The following is an 18,902-nucleotide window of genomic DNA, read 5'->3' as shown; positions in this document are numbered from 1 at the left end:
CGGGGAGAGGTTTGGAGAGGGGTTCTTAGTATACTTTGCCACTTTTCAAACAACCTCTTAAACTACCTCTTGTTGTTTTTGAGTGAGATACATGGCAATTCCTTTCTCGTAATAAGCTGCTTCATTAATAAAAATAGGATAAACAGTAGACGCTCCCTCGTAGAAAATATCTTGTCCTGTAAAAGTCAGAAACATTGGATCACCTGGATTCAAAGGCTCATAATCTCTAAACTGAAGCTGGGGATGAATCATAGCTTGAATTTCTTGATGATTGCTTCTAGGATAATCAATTGTTTCAATATATTGATAGAATGTAAGCGTGCTTTTGGTCTGCGGAATATTACCTTGGTTGCAACCTTCAAAATAGTCTAAAATTGCATAAATAAGCTGCTCTGTTTGCTGAAATAATTCGGCGTTTAAGATATTCTGAGCTACAGCACCAACTTCTATGACAAAACCTAATTCGCACAAAGAACGGAGAAAACCACCTTCTTTAGATTGTGGATTAATAAAAACCTTTACCATCGGATTGATAGAACTTAAATAAGCACCTAACCGAAGTAAGAAAGGATGCATATTGCAAAAAATCAGACTTAACCCCATATTGGCAGTTGTACTGTGTAAATCAACAATTACGTCTACAAATGGCTGATTGTGCGGTTGCAGTATCTGTTGGATTGCTTTTGCCCGCGTATCTTCATAACTGGATAGTTGGAGATTTTGTAAGCCTTGATTAGTGAAGCAACGATTTAAATCCTTGTCAATGTATCGTTTACCTTCTTCAATAGCTTTGGGATTGCCAAGTAATGCCAGAGTTTCAAAACTTGATCGACTGATTAAATTTGGATACTGCTGAAACCTTTTGACTAGATGTACTCCTGTTAACTCATTACCGTGGTTACCTCCAACGATCGCAACTCGTTCAATGTGACTCATAACAACCTCATATCTCAAAACCTTACCAAATAAGCGTAAACCTTCCACCAGACCTTTGGGAATGAAAAACCGGGTAAACTCTGTTTTTAAAAGCGGTTTCAATGTTGTAAATTTGAGAAAATTGATTGATAGTTGGTAACTGATAACTGTTACGCTGTTGGTCTTAGGAAAAAAGGGGAGGAAAATTATGGAGTATGATTTTAAAGCGATGCCTCCGGCGGGCTACGCCTACGCTGAACTTTACAAAAACGCTCTCCTCAACGATGTCCTCCCATTTTGGGAAAAATATTCTCTCGATTGGCAGCAAGGCGGCTATTTTACCTGCCTTGATCGCTATGGCAAAATTTATGATACCGACAAATTCATTTGGCTGCAAAACCGCCAAGTGTGGACTTTTTCTATGCTTTACAACCAACTAGAAAAACGCGAAAACTGGTTGAAAGTTGCCAGCAATGGCGCTAATTTTCTCGCCCAACATGGCAGAGATAGTGATGGTAACTGGTACTTTGCCCTCACCCGTGAAGGGAAACCACTAGTTGAGCCTTACAACATCTTCTCTGATTGCTTTGCAGCGATGGCATTTAGTAAATATGCACTCGCTAGCAGCGAAGAATGGGCAAAAGATGTGGCGATGCAGGCTTACAACAACGTTTTACGCCGCAAAGATAACCCGAAGGGCAAATATAATAAAACCTATCCCGGCACACGCCCCATGAAATCATTGGCTGTACCGATGATTTTAGCCAACCTGACTCTAGAAATGGAATGGTTGCTACCAAAAGAAACACTAGAGAATGTCCTAGCTGAGACTGTCCGCGAAGTGATGACCGATTTTCTCGACCAGGAACGGGGATTAATGTACGAAAACGTTGCCCCTGAGGGTTCTCACATAGATTCTTTTGAGGGACGGCTAATTAATCCAGGTCACGGTATTGAAGCTATGTGGTTTATCATGGATATCGCCCATCGCCAAAACGACACCAAAACTATTAATCAAGCCGTTGATGTGGTGCTAAATATCCTGAATTTTGCTTGGGATAGCGAGTACGGCGGATTGTATTACTTTATGGATGCAGACGGTCATCCCCCACAACAATTGGAATGGGATCAAAAGCTGTGGTGGGTTCACCTAGAATCTTTGGTTGCATTAGCAATGGGCTATCGCCTGACGGGGCGTGAGGTGTGTTGGGAATGGTATCAAAAGATGCACGATTACACTTGGTCACATTTTGCTGATTCAGAATACGGTGAATGGTTCGGCTACCTCAATCGGCGTGGAGAAGTATTGTTAAACCTCAAAGGTGGCAAATGGAAAGGATGTTTTCACGTACCGCGTGCATTGTACCTTTGTTGGCAGCAGTTTGAGGCATTGTGATACCTGCGGCGGTAAACAACGCAGTCAGTTTAATCTCTGCTAGTGTACAAGTACTATTGGAAAGATGTCTCATGAATGTTGTGACACCTAAGCGATTTACGATCGCAGAATACCATCGATTGATTGAACTCGGATTTATAACAGAGGCCAATCATATTGAATTGATTCGAGGAGAACTGATTCAAATGACAGCAAAAGGAACGCCTCATACAGTTTGTAGTTCTATCTTGTGCCGTCAATTGGATCGACTTCTAGGCGATTTGGCAGTCATCCGTGGACAAGATCCTATCACCCTTCCTAATCAGAGTGAGCCTGAGCCGGATGTTGTCATTGCAAGAGGAAGAGATGAAGATTATCTCGCTCATCATCCCTATCCCGAAGATATTTTGTTAGTAATTGAAATTTCGGATAAAACCATAGATTACGACCAAACCATCAAGTTGTCATTGTATGCAGAAGCCGGAATTTCTGATTACTGGATTGTGAATTTGCCGGCTCGTCAACTTGAGCGTCATAGCCAGCCGTATCAAAATGCTCAAAATAAGTTTAGCTATCTCAACAAGCAGATTTCTTTATCGAATCAATCAGTGACGATTCCTGGATTTGAAGATGCATTATTGGACTTGAGTCGCTTGTTTCCAGAGGGTGCATTAGCGTAGCTCGCCGCAGGCATCGCCCCTGTAGTTGAATACGATTGAACTTGGTTAGCCCTAACCTACACCATAACCTGTATATTCTCTGGCATAGACAGGCTGCAAGCCTAATACAATATCTTGTTTTAGTACACCCATTGCTACCAATTCATCAGCAATCAACTTATCCGTTTGGTTACGTTGAATCCAAATTTTATGGCTCTTAATGTCCAAATGCATCACGCAATTATAAATGCGGTAATGTTTATCCCATCCCAAATCAACAATTTGATAATGGTCGTGTTCTGTATCAAAAAGTATTTGCGTCTCAATTTCGTCGTTTATCGGTCTAACATCGCCGTATTCAGTCAATAGTTGTTGAATACACTGACGATAAAATGCTAGTTTATCCATTTAACTATCACCTCATCCACTGGATCATATACAATCAACTTTATTTGGTATTGCCGCACTGATGCTTGGGGTAAATCGCGTTGGAAAAACGATTCATAAGTGGCAATTGGCACTGCTAAGTATAATATGCGTTCTCTTTGACTAGCTTCTAAAACTAAACGGTAATTCAAAAATTGGCCCAGTGCCAGATGAAAATCAAACAATGCTGAGTCACTCAAAAAACTTTTAATTTCAACAGCAATCTTTTCTCCTGCTTTTTCAGCCGCTAAGAGTCTTTCTGCACCCAAATCTATTCTAACTTCATCCTGTTTGCCAAACTCAATCCTTAATGGGTCATGTGTAATTATCCACTGCTCTTTCTGAAGACCCTTCTTAACTGCTTCATGGAATAAGTCTTTAGCTGACATTTCTACTCACACACTTTTTTTACTTATTTTAAATCAGCGTAGTAACCCAGAATTTTAATCTAGGCGTGCTAACAGATAGTAGGTCGAATTTTGAAAAAATACTTTCCCTGATACTTATTGCTGACTTAAGTAATATTACAGTGGGGCAGTAACAAATAGGATTGCTATAAAAGCAACAAAGCTTTGGAGTCACGAGCAAATGACAATTCAGGAATCGCCCGATTCTAACCAAGAAATCTTGTTGGAACGGTATCAAGTGCAACAGGAACTAGGCAAAAAAGCCGGACGGCGGACGCTGCTAGCTCGTGACTTACAAACTCAAGAATTAGTAGTAGTCAAAATACTGTCCTTTGGTAATGAATTTGAATGGAACGACCTCAAACTATTTGAGCGGGAAGCTGAAACTCTCAAAGCACTCTCTCACCCAGCCATTCCCCGTTACCTTGACTACTTTGAGCTAGATTCACCCAGCAGCAGAGGATTTGCACTCGTACAAAGTCATATCCCAGCCCAATCTCTAGAAGCACAACTCAAAGCTGGGCGTAGTTTCAGTGAAGAAGAAGTTAAGGAACTAGCAAAAGCTATTCTAGAAATTCTCAAATATTTGCATGGCCGTCAGCCGCCCGTAATTCATCGTGATATCAAACCAAGTAATATTTTATTAAAAAATCGCTCTGGTAATAGTGTGGGTGAAGTCTACTTAGTAGATTTTGGTTCAGTGCAAACCATCGTCAGAACAAGTAGCACTATGACAGTTGTGGGAAGTTACGGCTATATGCCACCAGAACAATTTAATGGTAGAGCTACTTGTACTTCTGACCTTTACAGTTTAGGAACAACTTTAATTTATTTAGTTACAGGTCAACATCCCGCAGACTTACCACAAACAGACCTACGAATTGAATTTGAACAGGCTGCTAATATTAGTCTTGGTTTTAGCAGTTGGTTAAGGCAGATGACAGAACCTATTATGAGTCAACGCTTGGCTTCTACTGAAGATGCTATGCGAACCTTAGAGGATAATCAGAGTCAACTTAGGGGCAGGGCAACTAATTCAATTCCTAAAAAACCTCCTGGTAGTAAAATTTTGTTGAAGAAGAATGCTAGTTTTATAGATATCATCATTCCAGGGGTAGGATTATTATCTATTCAAACACTTACATTTATAATTCTCTACTTTTTTATACTTTTTATGATGAGTATTCCGCTTTTAAGTGGTGATGTGAGTAGTTTAATTAGAGGTATTTTAGTAATTTCCCCTGTAGCTTTTATTCTGATTTGTATATGTGTATTTGGGCGAAAGCGACTTTACATAAATCGCCAGCAGATTTATTTGATTTACAAAATATTTAAGCTTGAGCGTTACAATCCGCTTCCAAGTTCTAGACAAGAGATTCTACGTTTAGATATAAACAAAAGTGATTTCAATAAATATTATTTAACAATATGGGTAGGTATAAAAAAATATGTAATTTCCAGTAGTGAACTCGATATTTTTACTGTAACTCTTTTGGAACTTGATTGGCTAGCTCATGAACTTAGTGAGTGGCTAGGTTTACCAATTACAAAAAAGTAAACTTTGTAGAGTAATGTACTTACTTTTATTGTTCAGTCTCTTCATCATTAATCACAAACTAAATTCTGCTGCGCCATCCTCATCCACATCTGCATCCTTCCCCATAGCAGTAGGTTTAAATTTAGAGCCATGAATTAATTCAGCAAACGCAATTACTGGATTTTGGTGAAGAATATTCAGCACACTCATAAAATCTCGCACAATTTCCCCTGGTGTTAATAATGCTTCTGCACCCAAGCGATTAATAATTTCTTGCACAAACTCCTTCAACTCCCGATTTGTCAAAGTCTGTTCATACCCAAAATTGAGTGCATGAATCTCAGCTAAACGTTGCAGAAGCGTCAATATTTCTGCTTCACTCAACGGATTTAGCCGAATTACTGGCCCTAAATGTTCCTGAACATTAGCTTGTGCAGCAAAACGGCTTTCTTTTGTGCGTCTTTGCCAAGCTTGGTCTGCAAAAAGTCCCCGTTTGGGGTCTTCTAAAAATTTAGTTGTTCCACCAATAACAATACCAAGATGTTCTGCTTTACATTGCATGGTATCGTTAAACATTGCGAGGAGCCGATTATAATTCTTTTCTCGTGTAACGGTGGTAGATATTTGATATAAATGTACGGCTTCATCAACTAAAATTAATAGCCCTTTATAACCAATTTCAGCGACAAACTTCGCAAACAGCTTTATATAGTCATACCAACTATCATCATCAATAATCACGCGCACTCCTAAAGCTGCTTTCGCCTCAACTTTAGTCGTAAATTCTCCCCGCAACCAGCGCATTGCCGCATTTTTTAAATTTTCATCATCCATTCGGTAGCCACGCCAATAAGCAATAATCACGCTACCAAAATCAAAACCGTGAACTAAGTCTTCAATATACTGAACTACTTCTCTAATTTTTGATTCAACTTTGTCATCAAAACCATCGTCATTCGGACGCATTTCAGTTTCTTTAACAACTTCTTGTTGAATTTTATTAATCCATCCTTCTAAAATCGAGACTAAAGCACCACCATCAGGACGAGTTTTTGTAGCTAGGTGACTCATTAATTCTCGATAGGTAGCTACACCTTCATTGCTGCTTCCAGCTAATCGGCGTTCAGGGGATAAATCAGCATCAGCTACTACAAAACCTTGCTCCATAGCGCGGTTGCGGATTAGTTGCAATAAAAAACTTTTCCCGGAACCGTAGTTACCAATTATGAAGCGAAATGCTGCTACACCTTCTGCAATATCATCGAGATTTTGTAATAGGCTTTTGAGTTCTTTTTCTCGACCTACTGCTATATATTCAACTCCCACTCTTGGTACTACCCCCGCACCAAGGGAATTGATTAAAGCAGTGGAGATTTTTTTCGAGATTTTGAGCTTTGCCATGTATTAAACTTCACTTTATTCTAAACACAGAAGCACGCAGTAAATAGGTAAGGTATATATTCACCTTAATACTAATCTTACGACGGCAATAATAATTTAATTTGACGAAGTATGTCTAGCTATGAGGGTTTCATGCATTGCAATCATTTTTTGGACATGGGTAATATGCTCAGGGTAAACTTCTAGGCTTTCCGAATCTGTATTAATTATTAATTCACCAATAGTATCATTTGCTCGTTCATTTATAGAATCAATTAAAAGATTTGGCATAGTAATATTTGCTTCGGCAATTTTTTTAATAGCAGCTTTGGGATTCTCTTGTTCCGTTATGGCTTTTAATACTTCTAGTTCATATACTGGAAGATTTTCTAAAAAATCAGTCCATTCTTTAGGTAGATTCTCTGATGTCTTAACTTCCGAACTGTCTAAGACTGTTGTAGTTTCTATTATTTCAGAAAAGGGAAACAATTCAGTATCATCTTCTTTGGAATTATCAACCAAAGGTTCTGGATTGAATGTTTCTATTTGTTGGAGTAGTTCCCATACTTGATTTTGCAATGAATCGCGTTCTTCTTGCAATAATGAAACTTGGCTTTGCAACTGCTGTAATTCGGCTTTTTGTTCTACGAGTTGAGTTTGTGAAGAATTCAGGATAGCTTGGATATTTTCTCTTTCGGTTTTTGTCGCTACCAGCAATTGATTTTTTTGGGTTGTCTCAACTTCTAGTTCTTGAATTGCAATCCGCAGTTCGTATAGTTTTTCTTCTAATTGGGGTTTTAGTCTGCCTAAAAGAGTTAAATTACTTTCAATTTCTTGTTTCTCCTGCTGGAGTTCGGAAATTTTACTTTGCAAATGGGTAATTTCACTTCGAGATACATTACAATTAGACTCTAAACGACGTTTCTCTGCTGCCAGAACAGAAAAAGCATTGTTCAATTCTGTTTGAGTTTTCTGCAAATTATTAATTTCAGTTTGCAGGATATTAATTTCGGCTTCTAACTGCTTTTTTTGCCCCGCAAATGTTCTTAACTCTCGATGTATACTATCCCTTTGGTTACGGCTTTCTGTTACTTGGTTTTGCAGTTGTTGAGACTCTGCATATAATAAATTATGATGTTCTTCGATTTGATTAATTTCTCTGACGACACGAGCCTTCAAACCCTCCATTTCTTTAATTCGTTTGCGGAGAGAACCTACAACAAACACTTCATAATTTCTGCGTCGCTTATCTACGAATAATGCTGCTGCATAGATAGTAACGGCAGTAATTAAACCTGTGAGAAAGGCTTTATTAAAATCCCAGTTTGGAACAAGGCTAAGGCCAAAACTCACACTAAAGGCAACTATGCCTAAGATAAATCGATTGCTGATCGTTACTGATTGCATATTGCTAGTTTTTAGCGTAGTTAAGTTATCAGAATAATTAATCATTCTAATCTGTAATACTTACCGAAGACGGGAAGCAAGCTATGTAATTGGTAATTAGAGTAGACAGGTTATTCTGTTTGGTTAAATAAGGCATTTTTCCAAAATTTGTATCATAGTAGTTCTGAAATATTTAGTTTTAGTTACTGGTGCATAATATTGTTATGTAACTAACAAAAAACTACAATCATCAATAAAATAATTTTAATCTGAAGTGTTAGATATATTGGTATTTGCATGAAAAAGTCTTAAATCTGCTTTTAAAAAATCAACAAACTGCCGTGCTGTGCGTCCAGAACGACCATTGTGGCGAGTTGCCCATTGTAATGCTTGAAATTCTAAATCTTTTTGGGTAATATTAATTTCAGCTTGTGCCGCTAGATGCTGTACAATCTTCAAATAAGTTTTTTGATCGGCTGGTTCAAAAGTCAAGGTTAAACCAAAGCGATCGCTAAACGAAAGCTTCTCCTGCATGGTATCCCAGGCATGGATTTCCTCGTTATCCTTAGGCGTAGGCCTATCCACAAAAAACTCCCGAATCAGGTGGCGGCGATTGGAGGTAGCATACACAACTACATTTTGCGGTCGCGCGGTTAAATTACCTTCTAAAACTACCTTAAGCGCTTTAAAGGCATCATCATCTTCTTCAAAGGAAAGATCATCGACAAAGATGATAAATTTTTGTGACACTCCCCGTAAATGTTCCACAATTTCTGGTAAGTCTTTTAAATCAGATTTTGCTACTTCTAACAAGCGGAGGCTGCGATTACTATATTCATTTAACAAAGATTTCACCAAGGAAGATTTGCCAGAACCCCGACTCCCGTAAAGTAATACATGTAGTGCCATCTCTCCTGATAATAAAAACTCTGTATTTTTTAGCAAAGCATCTCTTTGAGACTCGTAACCTACAAGCGCACTCAGCTTAACAGGATCAGAATACCGAATACCGATAAACTGCCCAGATTGCCAGCGTAAAGCGCGATATTCTGCAAATAAACCAGAGCCACATTGCCGATAATAAGCTGCTAATTCTTCTACAGCATCACCCCAATTGTCTAACTGTTGTAGATGCGTAGCGAATGTCTCTACTCCTACCAATTCTTGCTCTTTATACCACACTACTGGTGAAATCGGCATATGAGCTACGCCTTGTACCCACTCACTTAAAGAAGCGCTGCTACATTCGTAGAGACTTTGCAATATTTGTAAATCATGCTTAACTGCTGTTACTAAAGCTGGGGGCAAATCTTTAAATTCTCGCACTTCAGCCAGCCTTGTGAAAGGATTCTTAGACAAGAGAAGTTGAGTAATTAAATAGTCTTCCCAATTTTCATTTCTAGCAGCCAAAGCGTGGAAGTAACTGCCGTAGGCTTGGAGACAACCCCGTGCATCGGCATCAGTGTAACGTATAGCTTGCAACAGTTCCAGAAATGCCATCCCCACTTCGCCTTGGAGAACAGACTGGTACAGTAAAAGTGAGGCTGCTTGGCGTTGGAGATATTGAACCTTTGTATATGAGGAAGTACTTGCCATTGGCATCGCTTAATTATCCATCAATTAACTGTGTGATATAGCTAAATAGCTATGGTAAATTGTCTGCTGACCTTGGCAGTAAAGTCAAAATCTACAGATGTTTTAACAATGAATCTAAGCATAATTGCTGCTTTCGCCTACGGCATATTAGCGATCGCAGGGGGCATTATTGGCTACATTCAGGCTACAAGTAAGGTTTCACTCATCAGTGGTAGCATTAGTGGTTTATTACTAATATTTGCTGCTTATTTTCAACTCCAAGGGCAAAGCTGGGGTGCGATTTTAGCAGTGATAGTTACTGGTGTTTTGGTAGTTGTCTTTGCAATTAGGTTGGTAAAAACACGTAAGTTTATGCCGGCGGGATTAATGACGATTTTGGGTATATTGGCTTTGGGGGTGATGGTGAGTCAAATGGTGGGGAATTGAGGGGTGAAATTTAAACGCAGAGGAGCGCGGAGGGAAACGCAGAGGAGCGCAAAGTTGTGGTTAGCGCAAAATCTGGTCAATCATCCGGTTTGCCTGGGAAGCATAACCGCCGCCAAATAAATTGAAGTGATTCAAAATGTGATACAGGTTATAGAGCGTTTTTCTCTGCTCATAGCCTGCATCTAAAGGAAAGACTTCGTTGTAACCTTTGTAAAATGCTGCGGGGAATCCACCAAATAATTCTGTCATGGCAATATCAACTTCGCGATCGCCAAAATAAGTTGCTGGATCAAAAATCACGGGTTCTCCTGAGTTAGTACACCCGGCATTTCCGCCCCATAAATCGCCATGTACTAAGGAAGGTTGCACCTGATGCGCCAATAGTTCAGGGATAGCTGCTAGTAATTTTTCTTGCTGAGGGAAATTCCCTCCTCGTCGCCTTGCCAGCTGAAATTGATAACCCAGGCGATGTTTAATATAAAATTCTGTCCAGTCTGCTGTCCAACTATTGATTTGGGGCGTGGAACCAATGGTATTGTTAATTTTCCAACCAAAACCTTGACTGCTGCTAGCTTTATGCATTGCCGCCAACTTGCGCCCCATCTCTTCCCATGAATTGCTGTTACCGTTACCAAGTTCTAACCATTCCAGCACGATGTAGCTAGAATTGTCAGCCACACCCCAGCAAATAGGATTTGGGACGCGAATACTAGCTGTGGCTAGCATTTCCTTTAAACCCATTGCCTCAGCCTCAAACATCGCAACTTGAGATGCTTGATTAATTTTAAGGAAGTAGGTTATCTCACCATTGGAAATAGCATAACCTTGGTTGATGCATCCGCCACCAACCGATCGCCGTTGCTGGCTCTGAAATTTTTCACCAGTCACTTGGTTAATATGAGCATCGATTTGAGTCCACATTGTTAAATAAAAGTTAGGAGTGAGAAGTTAGGAGTGAGGAGTTAAATCAAAGTTAGGAGTTAAACCAAAGTTAGAAGTAAGGAGACACAATCATGGCTTTTTACTCATAACTCATAACTCCTAACTCCTAACTTTATAATTCCCCATTTTTAATTTACGGCTTAACGACAACTACACCATAAGCATCTGGGGAAAGATACTCTTTGGCTGCTTGCATTAAATCAGTTGCATCTTGGCTCTGAATATAATTTGGGTAGTTAAGGGCGGGTTCTAAATCTCCCACCAAAGACTGATAATAACCATACAACCCAGAGCGATCGCTTGGTGTTTCGTTGCCAAAAATAAATCTGTTCGCTACTCGCCGCCGCACACGGGCAATTTCTGATTCTGTGACTAACTCGGTTTGAACTGTGCGAATATGTTGAGCGATCGCATCCTCTACTTCTGCTAAATTTTCCACTGCACATTTAGCTGAAATATAAAATGTTCCTTGCAGCTGATTGCTCATATTGCTCACAGAAATTGAAGAAACTAATCCCCGTTCTTCTCGTAAATCCCTCACCAGCCTTGATGTTCGTCCGTGTCCCAAAATTCCTGCTAAAACGTCCAGTCCATAGGTGCAATCTAACTGAACCATTCCTGGAACCCGCCAAACCATCACTAGCCTTGCTTGCTGGAGACTTTCATCTGTGAATTCTTGACGGACAATTTCTGTAAATGGTGATTCAGTGGGGAGTGGGGAGTGGGGAGTGGGGAGTGGGGAGTACTGAGTTTTATTAGCTTTTGTAAATCCTTCAGCAACGATCGCAATTAATTCTTCCACGGGCAAATTGCCCACAGCTACAGCAGTAATTGACTGGGGTTGATACCAACTAGTATGAAAATCCCGCATCTGCTGGGGTTTAAGTTCGGCTATTACTGATTCTGGCCCCAATACCGCCCGACGATAAGGTAGTTTATCAAAGGCTGTTTCCATCGCCCGCCTAAATGTCCGCCGTTGGGGATTATCCTCTGAACGCCTAATTTCTTCTAAAACGACTAATCGCTCACGTTCAAAAGCATCATCAGGAATACTCGCATTTGTTACTACATCTATTTGTAGTGGAGCAAGCTCGGCAAAATCTTTGGGGGCAGTGGTTATATAGTAATGAGTATAGTCTTGACTAGTTGCGGCATTGGTGACAGCACCCCGTTCTTCAATTCGACGTTCAAACTCGCCGCTAGTTAGTCGTTCTGTTCCCTTAAAAATCATGTGCTCTAAAAAGTGAGCCATGCCATTAATGGCATCAGATTCTACGGCTGAACCAACTTTAATCCATAAGTTGAGGTTTACAGCTTCAACTGGCATCTGCTCCGCTATGATTGTCAAACCATTGGGCAACTGATGCAGGGTTGGAGTATTAAGACGAGGAAGTTTCCGCAGGGTTGAAGTCATTGCTATTTATGTGAGGAGCTGTAATTACTCCTTTATCTTATCCGTGACCGAAAATCTATATAAAAAGACCTCTCCCTGGTTTTACTACGCAAAACCTGTCCCTCTCCGAGTCGGAGAGGGACAGATTTGAACTTTAATTCAAGACAGAGAGAAGTTTGTGGAACTAACGAGAGTAAGGGTGATTGAAGGTTTCCCAAGCAGCAATAGCCGCTTTTTGCAGGCGAAAGCTGAAATCTACAAAGTCTTTCATCATTAAATGCCAGTTTCTCTCAGCTTCAGCCTGAATTATCGCCCAAGAATCTTCTAAGCGATCGCGTTCTATCAGTTTCCTTCCTTCAATCAATTCCCGTGCTTGTCGCACAGCTTTCAAATAAGTTTCACGCGTGAGAGTACCTGCTGACTCTGCTTGGCTGCGTCTTTCTAGTGCCTCAATCAGCGCTTTGGTTTCGCGCTTCACTTCATCACTTTCGCCAGCCATTTCGGTTTCTACTAATTTGTCGGTTTGAGGACTAATTTCTACAATTACTATGGATTCACTAGATTCAATTATTCCGGTTCCAAAGGAATCGATATTGTTAGCATTCATAGTTAAAACATCCTTAATTGCAAAGCTTACTATCCGATGAAAACTGCACCCTATATTGTTAGCCATTAGTCATTATAAATTTCACAAATGACTAATGACTAATTAATAAGTTGTGATTGGCAGTTGTTGCTCTAGTTTCAGTAATGCTGCAACTCGCTCCTCAGTAGCAGGGTGACTGGAGAACAAGTTACCCATAAACTGCCCAGAGATAGGATTGATAATTAATAACGGCTCATAAGCTGGATTGGCATTTAAAGGCATCTGTTTTGCTGAGCTTTCTAACCGTTGCAGTGCCCTAGCTAAGGCGCGGGGATTACCAGTTAATCTAGCTGAACCTGCATCAGCAGAAAATTCTCGTGTGCGCGAAATTCCTAACTGAATAATCGTCGCAGCCAATGGCGCAAGCATTACTGTTAATAAGACTCCCAAAGGATTTGCACCTCTGTTATCATCTCGTGAACCACCGCCAAACCATAAGCTGTAACTCACCATTTGCGCTAGGAATGAAATCGCACCAGCAACAGTAGCAGCAACAGCTTGTGTGAGGGTATCACGATTAATAATGTGGGTGAGTTCGTGGGCGATAACGCCTTCGAGTTCGTCCTCTGGCAATATATTCAAAATGCCTTCGGTGACAGCAACAGCAGCGTGTTCTGGATCGCGTCCTGTAGCGAAGGCATTAGCACCAAGACTTGGGACAATGTAAACTCTAGGCATAGGAATATTAGCGCGATCGCTTAATCTTTGCACCATCCGATAAAGTCCCGGTGCTTCCCTTTCACTTACAGGCTGGGCGCGGTATGCTGCCAGGGCAATCTTATCTGATTGATACCAAGAAAACAGGTTTGTTACTGCTGCCAACGCAATTCCGATAATTAAGCCACCAGAACCGCCAATTACCCAGTAACTAATTGCGATCAAAAGACCACTTAGCGCAGCTAGCAAAACAGCCGTTTTCAATTGATTTGTCATATTTTCGCTCTCCTGCTAATGCTGTATTATTTTTCTCTTAAACAGCATTCATTAAGCTACATTTTGATTTTATCCAGCTAAACTTAGATATATGGTACAGAAAACCTATCAGATAAGTACGGTTTTCCTACTTAACTTCTATAAATATTAATTATAGTTCTATAGTTCTTTTTGATCTTTGTTCTTTTGGGAAGAAGATTTATTTATAACTTACGCATGAGTTAGGGAATAACGAACCACAGAGACGCAGAGGACACAGAGAAATGAGAGTTTGAAAGATATTTTGCGTAAGTTATATATCTTTATAAATATCATAAACGCATCTATCTATAGAAATAAATTGTTTATCCAGGTAGAAATTACAAGTACGAAAAAGCAATACAGAAGTCAAAATGGTATTGTTGAATTAATTAAATAGTATTTATGGCGATGGAGCTCGCCAAAACCGCCTTTCTAGTACAGGTTAAATTCATGACTGGAAGGCTGATGGCTCCTACTTTCTTCGCTGACTGCGGGAGAGTAGGGCTTGGCTAAATGCATTACCTGACTCCCCTGTAGAAAGTGTAAGTCTACAAATCGCGCCTCAAGGAGTCATGGGATGCTAGCCAGTGTATTGTGGATTTTAATGATGGGCTTTTTTGCCGGTCAACTTGCCCGTCGTTTAGTAGCTCCGCCTTTAATTGGCATGGTTTTAGTGGGGATTATTCTTGGTCCCCAAGTTCGGAATGTCATCAGTTCAGATGTGCTGGGTGCTGCTGATGAGTTAAGAACTTTGGCGGTAATGATTATTTTAATGAAAGCCGGACTGGGTTTAGATAGAGAAAAGCTAGCTCAACAGGGAACTGTGGCGCTACGTTTGGGATTTTTGCCAGCAGCAACAGAAGCGATCGCGATCGCTCTTACCGCTATGATAATTTTTAAATTTGACTTTCCCACTGGGTTACTGTTGGGCTGTGTGATTGGCGCGGAATCTCCGGCTGTAATTGTTCCAGGAATGCTCAGGCTGAAAAGTTTAGGCTGGGGTGTCACTAAAGGAATTCCCGATGCAATTTTAACTGGTAGTGCTTTATCTGATGTGCTGCTATTGCTAGTTTTTAGCCTACTGCTAAGTTTCTTAGGTGACGGAGGTGTTGAGCAGATTGTCTTACCTGGGGGATTGACTTTAACTGCTCTACAACTACTGCCATTTCAAATTATCATGCAAATATTGCTAGGAATATTATTTGGCTATTTAGCAGCTCGTTTATTAGTTCTACTATTAATTAAACAAAACTGGACTCAGAATATCGTTCAAGATACTGTGATTGCTGCCAGTTTAGCTCTATTCCTGGTAATTGCCTCTCATGCCTTACCTTACTTTTCTGGTTATTTAGCAGCAATGGCTATGGGATTTTTCTTAATTGAATTAGATGCTCCCCTAGCTCGAAGATTACGGGGCGGATTTGACAGTTTATGGATAGTAGCTGAGATTTTTTTATTTGTCTTATTAGGGGCAACTATTCAACTGCAAGTATTAGAGAAGATTCTGTTACCAGGCATTTTAATTTTAGCAATTGGTTTGCTTATAGGTCGGATGCTGGGCTGGTATCTCTCAACTTTGGGTAGTAATTGGAATTGGCGAGAAAGATTATTTTTGCTCCCAGGAAACTCAGCTAAAGCCACAGTCCAAGCTGCTATTGGGGCAATACCCCTCTCCCAAGGAATTGCGGGGGGTGAGATAATTTTAGCGATCGCAGCTCTTTCAATTTTAATCACTGCACCGTTAGGCGCTTGGGCAACCATGACCTTTGCTCCGAAATTGCTCACCAAAGGCGAAGTTGACCCCACCAAAGTCACAGTTGTTACTCGTACCTTGTTCCTAGCAGCAGTGGATACATCGAGTTTAGCCACAGAAGTTTTAACAAAAGTCGCAGATTTAGCACGCCGCAGTAATGGAGAAGCGATCATTTTACACGTAGTTAACACTTTAAATCAGCAAGATATCCAACAAATCGAAGAACAAGCCAAACAGTTTTTATCTGATATCAAATATGAATTTTTGACTGTTACAGGCGCTATACCAGAAGAAATTATTCGCATTGCCGAGGAGTATCGTGTAACTGCGATCGTTATGGGAAAACGCGGGCATAAACCTTGGGAGCAAGTATTAATTGGCTCAGTCTCACAAGCAGTTTTAGAAGCTAGTTTAATACCTGTCATTGTGCTGGAAAACCGTGAGTTTGGTTGAGTGAATACTCTGCTGTATATTTATAAGGAGGGATGACTTTGGCTAATTATGGGCAACCAAAAATTGATTTACCCGATGATACTAAAGAAGGAAGAAGTAATTCTCAGGAATAGTTTTTGATGTAATTAATAAATTGCGATTGCTTCCTACCCTAGGGGAACGCTAAGAGCGAATGTCGCCATGACACAACAGGATAATTCAAAACTCCAGGTTTCAACATGGACGAGGTTTAGTTAAAGTAGTCATGTATGCACGATCGCTATTGTATAAAATAAATTAGCCACTCAATCAAAAGGAGAGGGAGAAATCGTACACAAATTTGCTGGGCAAAAGGTGTCTGAAATCCTGAAGTACAAGAAGGGTAGTATAAAACAGGCTCCACTCCCAGAAGAATCGCCCAGTTGGGATGAGTTTTGTGAAATGTTATGGGAGGAGATTGAAGCGGGAGCAGAGGTAAATCGATCAGGTTTTAAAGTTGTTCGCAAGTTATTAAGCGATAAGAGGTTTGACAAATGAAGAATCATGGATTTGGCAAACTAGTTACCTTTCTAAATCAATTGGAACAAGAGAAAATTAGTTATACCTTAGCCCATAATCGGGATGAAACCATTATGGTGAATGTGGCGGTGGCTGGTGAACGATGGGAAGTGGAATTTTTTGAGGATGGTTCGGTTGAGGTAGAAAGATTTGTTAGTAGTGGAGAGATTAATGGGGAAGAGGTTTTTAGTGAGTTATTCGCTATGTATTCAGAACCAGAAAATCATTCTGCCAAACTTACCCAAAATGCTAAGTTGACAAGCACGACATGAAGCGATCGCGCTTCACCTCACCTGAAAAATTTCACCTTTAATCGGGGCATATATAATGTATCAATTCTCGCTTAATTTAAAATAAAAAACTTTTTATGCTTCTTGAAAGAGCTACAGTTTTTGCAACGGCACGATCATAATTTCCATTTCCCTGACTATCAATGATTGCAGTAGTATTCAAGAAAGCCTCTTTACATTTATTGTCTTCCGACAAAGTTATTTCCATTATTTCGCAATACTTAATGAACTTATTCGATATTATGCTAGGCATATCCTTGCCTGATACCTGTATTCTAAGAATATTAAGCATATGGTATTTAAACGGACTATATTTTGCGTCTATGTGTTTCTTTCTAAAGAGTGCATCTAAACGGAATTTTGCATATGCACTGACGTAATACCCTATTGGATGATGATCGGATAAAAATATATTTTGTCTAGTTTCATCTTGCAAATTTGCATGGTATCTACCTGCATTATGAGCTTGTTCAAGAAACATAGATGCAAAACATCTCATTTGAGACGGTATATCCACTATTCTTATTTTTTCAATACCTTCAATTCCATTAAATTGTCTTGGTCTTCTTTCATAATATAGTTGTTTTTCTTCTGGTAAAGATTTGTAATATTCCTCAAGTTTTTTCTGAAAATCAGTTAATGATTCAAGCTCTTCCAGTTTTACTGGTGTCTGTCTGTTATTAGCTTTAATAATGTTGTTTTTTAATCTACTGTCACGAGCTAGAGCAATTACTTTGATTGGTATACAAAGAGAATCATCAATCGATTCTCGGTTATGATACAAAACATAGCTGGTTTGGCATCCATTAACAATCTGATAATCTGTAATAGTAATCCGATCTCCAACAACATTGATATTTTCTGCAACAATAGTTATGCCGTTATTGTAGAGTACAAATGATTTGTGGTCATCAGATTTTATCGTTGCCTCTATTTCTTGATTTACATCATTTTTTCCCTGAAAATCTCGTACATTATCGTAGAATAGTCCTCTGATAATATTATCAGATTCATCAGTAATCAATTTCAAATACTCGCGTGCTGGTAAGATTCCAATATACGCCTCTCTTACATCTTCTATCTCAGGGAGTGCAGTACGCTTTTCAAATTTAATTTGTCTTGATATTTTATTGTTTGCTAACCGATATAAATTTTGAAGGCTGTCAGCATCAATAGGATAAAAAGAAACTTTTTCAAACATTTGCATATTTTCAATGTTTTTCTTTAAAGTCTCAATTGTTCCCTTCAGATGCTGATCATCAAACCATTTATCAGTTGTAACATAGTACAGTTTACATATAGGGTTCCTATTTTTAAAAAGATTGCTTTGGTTATATATTAACCTTATTATTTCTGATTTGTCTCGTACCTTATAATTTTCAGGTAGTTCTGGATTTTCACTAAAAAAGTCTTGAGAGCCTAATAAAAATTTAGCAATATCACTAGCATCAAAAGTGCTACTGGTCTTGGATTGAACTAAAATAAATTCAACATCTAAATATTTATTTCTTTTCTCTAAATCTTCAAGCTCTTCTTTCGAGCTAATCAAACTACCATTAACAAGAATTGCAATACCATCTAAGGCTTTATCAGTACCACCGCCAACATGGATATCTTCAATTGAAAAGGTATCATTATATTCTTTAGATACTATACAATAATTAACGAAATGCTCAAAAAGCTCAAATTGTGCTAAATCTTCAGGAAGAGACTGTTCTTGCCTAAAAGCTTTTAAAAATCCACTTGTGATTCTGTCCATAATTTCCTTATTCCTTGTGGATATTGTAGTATAGCAAAAGACAAGCTAGTACGGAATATTCTAGGTGT

17 protein-coding genes and 1 riboswitch are annotated in these 18,902 nt (G+C 39.4%); of the genes, 6 read left to right on the top strand and 11 right to left on the bottom strand.

Annotation, left to right across the window (positions count from 1 at the left end):
* Positions 1–57: 57 nt before the first annotated feature.
* Positions 58–936: an aspartoacylase gene (locus H6G96_RS24460; RefSeq protein WP_190914432.1), complete on the bottom strand. Its 879-nt coding sequence runs from the start codon at positions 934–936 to the stop codon at positions 58–60.
* A 187-nt stretch (positions 937–1,123) separates the two neighbouring features.
* On the opposite strand from H6G96_RS24460, the gene H6G96_RS24455 reads away from it, so the two are divergent.
* On the top strand, positions 1,124–2,311 hold the full coding sequence (locus H6G96_RS24455; protein ID WP_190914329.1) for an AGE family epimerase/isomerase: 1,188 nt from the start codon (positions 1,124–1,126) through the stop codon (positions 2,309–2,311).
* Between the two features lie 71 nt (positions 2,312–2,382).
* Positions 2,383–2,970 (top strand): Uma2 family endonuclease, encoded by a 588-nt coding sequence (locus H6G96_RS24450; RefSeq protein ID WP_190914327.1) that lies wholly within the window; start codon positions 2,383–2,385, stop codon positions 2,968–2,970.
* Between the two features lie 51 nt (positions 2,971–3,021).
* On the opposite strand, the gene H6G96_RS24445 is transcribed toward H6G96_RS24450, so the two are convergent.
* Together H6G96_RS24445 and H6G96_RS24440 are read right to left on the bottom strand one after the other, a co-directional pair.
* Entirely contained in the window at positions 3,022–3,357 is a 336-nt protein-coding gene (locus H6G96_RS24445; protein WP_190914325.1) for a XisI protein, read from the bottom strand.
* Complete coding sequence (locus H6G96_RS24440; protein ID WP_190914323.1) at positions 3,345–3,764, bottom strand: XisH family protein; 420 nt, start codon at positions 3,762–3,764, stop codon at positions 3,345–3,347. The genes H6G96_RS24445 and H6G96_RS24440 overlap by 13 nt, the downstream gene beginning before the upstream one ends.
* A gap of 199 nt (positions 3,765–3,963) precedes the next feature.
* Here H6G96_RS24440 and H6G96_RS24435 point away from each other — a divergent pair, with 199 nt between their 5' ends.
* Entirely contained in the window at positions 3,964–5,340 is a 1,377-nt protein-coding gene (locus H6G96_RS24435; protein WP_190914321.1) for a serine/threonine-protein kinase, read from the top strand.
* 51 nt (positions 5,341–5,391) lie between these two features.
* Here the strand turns inward: H6G96_RS24435 and H6G96_RS24430 are convergent, their stop codons facing one another.
* The 3 genes from H6G96_RS24430 to H6G96_RS24420 form a co-directional block, all read right to left on the bottom strand.
* Complete coding sequence (locus H6G96_RS24430) at positions 5,392–6,720, bottom strand: ATP-binding protein (protein WP_190914319.1); 1,329 nt, start codon at positions 6,718–6,720, stop codon at positions 5,392–5,394.
* A 96-nt stretch (positions 6,721–6,816) separates the two neighbouring features.
* Entirely contained in the window at positions 6,817–8,106 is a 1,290-nt protein-coding gene (locus H6G96_RS24425) for a tellurite resistance TerB C-terminal domain-containing protein (RefSeq protein WP_190914317.1), read from the bottom strand.
* A 243-nt stretch (positions 8,107–8,349) separates the two neighbouring features.
* Entirely contained in the window at positions 8,350–9,687 is a 1,338-nt protein-coding gene (locus H6G96_RS24420; protein ID WP_190914315.1) for an ATP-binding protein, read from the bottom strand.
* Between the two features lie 102 nt (positions 9,688–9,789).
* Between H6G96_RS24420 and H6G96_RS24415 the strand changes: the two genes are divergently transcribed.
* Positions 9,790–10,107 carry a TMEM14 family protein gene (locus tag H6G96_RS24415; protein WP_190914313.1) on the top strand — a complete coding sequence of 106 codons (318 nt, stop codon included), beginning with the start codon at positions 9,790–9,792 and terminating at the stop codon, positions 10,105–10,107.
* Between the two features lie 60 nt (positions 10,108–10,167).
* Here H6G96_RS24415 and H6G96_RS24410 read toward each other — a convergent pair whose 3' ends face one another.
* The 4 genes from H6G96_RS24410 to H6G96_RS24395 all read right to left on the bottom strand — a co-directional run bounded on the left by H6G96_RS24410 (position 10,168) and on the right by H6G96_RS24395 (position 14,021).
* Entirely contained in the window at positions 10,168–11,028 is an 861-nt protein-coding gene (locus H6G96_RS24410; RefSeq protein WP_190914312.1) for a fructosamine kinase family protein, read from the bottom strand.
* A 154-nt stretch (positions 11,029–11,182) separates the two neighbouring features.
* A complete protein-coding gene (locus H6G96_RS24405; RefSeq protein ID WP_190914310.1) occupies positions 11,183–12,463 on the bottom strand; it encodes a pitrilysin family protein in 1,281 nt (426 codons plus the stop codon).
* A 163-nt stretch (positions 12,464–12,626) separates the two neighbouring features.
* Complete coding sequence (locus tag H6G96_RS24400) at positions 12,627–13,049, bottom strand: hypothetical protein (protein WP_190914308.1); 423 nt, start codon at positions 13,047–13,049, stop codon at positions 12,627–12,629.
* Positions 13,050–13,151: 102 nt separating this feature from the next.
* Complete coding sequence (locus tag H6G96_RS24395; RefSeq protein ID WP_190914306.1) at positions 13,152–14,021, bottom strand: zinc metalloprotease HtpX; 870 nt, start codon at positions 14,019–14,021, stop codon at positions 13,152–13,154.
* Between the two features lie 416 nt (positions 14,022–14,437).
* Positions 14,438–14,524: riboswitch (Fluoride riboswitch) on the top strand.
* A gap of 95 nt (positions 14,525–14,619) precedes the next feature.
* Here H6G96_RS24395 and H6G96_RS24390 point away from each other — a divergent pair.
* Positions 14,620–16,248 carry a cation:proton antiporter gene (locus tag H6G96_RS24390; protein WP_190914304.1) on the top strand — a complete coding sequence of 543 codons (1,629 nt, stop codon included), beginning with the start codon at positions 14,620–14,622 and terminating at the stop codon, positions 16,246–16,248.
* A gap of 512 nt (positions 16,249–16,760) precedes the next feature.
* Positions 16,761–17,057 (top strand): hypothetical protein, encoded by a 297-nt coding sequence (locus tag H6G96_RS24385; protein ID WP_190914302.1) that lies wholly within the window; start codon positions 16,761–16,763, stop codon positions 17,055–17,057.
* A gap of 76 nt (positions 17,058–17,133) precedes the next feature.
* Here the strand turns inward: H6G96_RS24385 and H6G96_RS24380 are convergent, their stop codons facing one another.
* Positions 17,134–18,834: an AIPR family protein gene (locus H6G96_RS24380; RefSeq protein ID WP_190914300.1), complete on the bottom strand. Its 1,701-nt coding sequence runs from the start codon at positions 18,832–18,834 to the stop codon at positions 17,134–17,136.
* Between the last annotated feature and the right edge of the window lie 68 nt (positions 18,835–18,902).

This window comes from Nostoc sp. FACHB-892 (genome assembly GCF_014698795.1).
Taxonomy (GTDB): domain Bacteria; phylum Cyanobacteriota; class Cyanobacteriia; order Cyanobacteriales; family Nostocaceae; genus Nostoc.
This window is presented reverse-complemented; position numbering and strand designations above follow the sequence as displayed.

Excerpts from the sequence above, each read along its gene's own strand:
- H6G96_RS24460 (WP_190914432.1), bottom strand. The coding sequence starts at position 936 with ATGAGTCACATTGAACGAGTTGCGATCGTTGGAGGTAACCACGGTAAT.
- H6G96_RS24455 (WP_190914329.1), top strand. The coding sequence starts at position 1,124 with ATGGAGTATGATTTTAAAGCGATGCCTCCGGCGGGCTACGCCTACGCT.
- H6G96_RS24450 (WP_190914327.1), top strand. The coding sequence starts at position 2,383 with ATGAATGTTGTGACACCTAAGCGATTTACGATCGCAGAATACCATCGA.
- H6G96_RS24445 (WP_190914325.1), bottom strand. The coding sequence starts at position 3,357 with ATGGATAAACTAGCATTTTATCGTCAGTGTATTCAACAACTATTGACT.
- H6G96_RS24440 (WP_190914323.1), bottom strand. The coding sequence starts at position 3,764 with ATGTCAGCTAAAGACTTATTCCATGAAGCAGTTAAGAAGGGTCTTCAG.
- H6G96_RS24435 (WP_190914321.1), top strand. The coding sequence starts at position 3,964 with ATGACAATTCAGGAATCGCCCGATTCTAACCAAGAAATCTTGTTGGAA.
- H6G96_RS24430 (WP_190914319.1), bottom strand. The coding sequence starts at position 6,720 with ATGGCAAAGCTCAAAATCTCGAAAAAAATCTCCACTGCTTTAATCAAT.
- H6G96_RS24425 (WP_190914317.1), bottom strand. The coding sequence starts at position 8,106 with ATGCAATCAGTAACGATCAGCAATCGATTTATCTTAGGCATAGTTGCC.
- H6G96_RS24420 (WP_190914315.1), bottom strand. The coding sequence starts at position 9,687 with ATGCCAATGGCAAGTACTTCCTCATATACAAAGGTTCAATATCTCCAA.
- H6G96_RS24415 (WP_190914313.1), top strand. The coding sequence starts at position 9,790 with ATGAATCTAAGCATAATTGCTGCTTTCGCCTACGGCATATTAGCGATC.
- H6G96_RS24410 (WP_190914312.1), bottom strand. The coding sequence starts at position 11,028 with ATGTGGACTCAAATCGATGCTCATATTAACCAAGTGACTGGTGAAAAA.
- H6G96_RS24405 (WP_190914310.1), bottom strand. The coding sequence starts at position 12,463 with ATGACTTCAACCCTGCGGAAACTTCCTCGTCTTAATACTCCAACCCTG.
- H6G96_RS24400 (WP_190914308.1), bottom strand. The coding sequence starts at position 13,049 with ATGAATGCTAACAATATCGATTCCTTTGGAACCGGAATAATTGAATCT.
- H6G96_RS24395 (WP_190914306.1), bottom strand. The coding sequence starts at position 14,021 with ATGACAAATCAATTGAAAACGGCTGTTTTGCTAGCTGCGCTAAGTGGT.
- H6G96_RS24390 (WP_190914304.1), top strand. The coding sequence starts at position 14,620 with ATGCTAGCCAGTGTATTGTGGATTTTAATGATGGGCTTTTTTGCCGGT.
- H6G96_RS24385 (WP_190914302.1), top strand. The coding sequence starts at position 16,761 with ATGAAGAATCATGGATTTGGCAAACTAGTTACCTTTCTAAATCAATTG.
- H6G96_RS24380 (WP_190914300.1), bottom strand. The coding sequence starts at position 18,834 with ATGGACAGAATCACAAGTGGATTTTTAAAAGCTTTTAGGCAAGAACAG.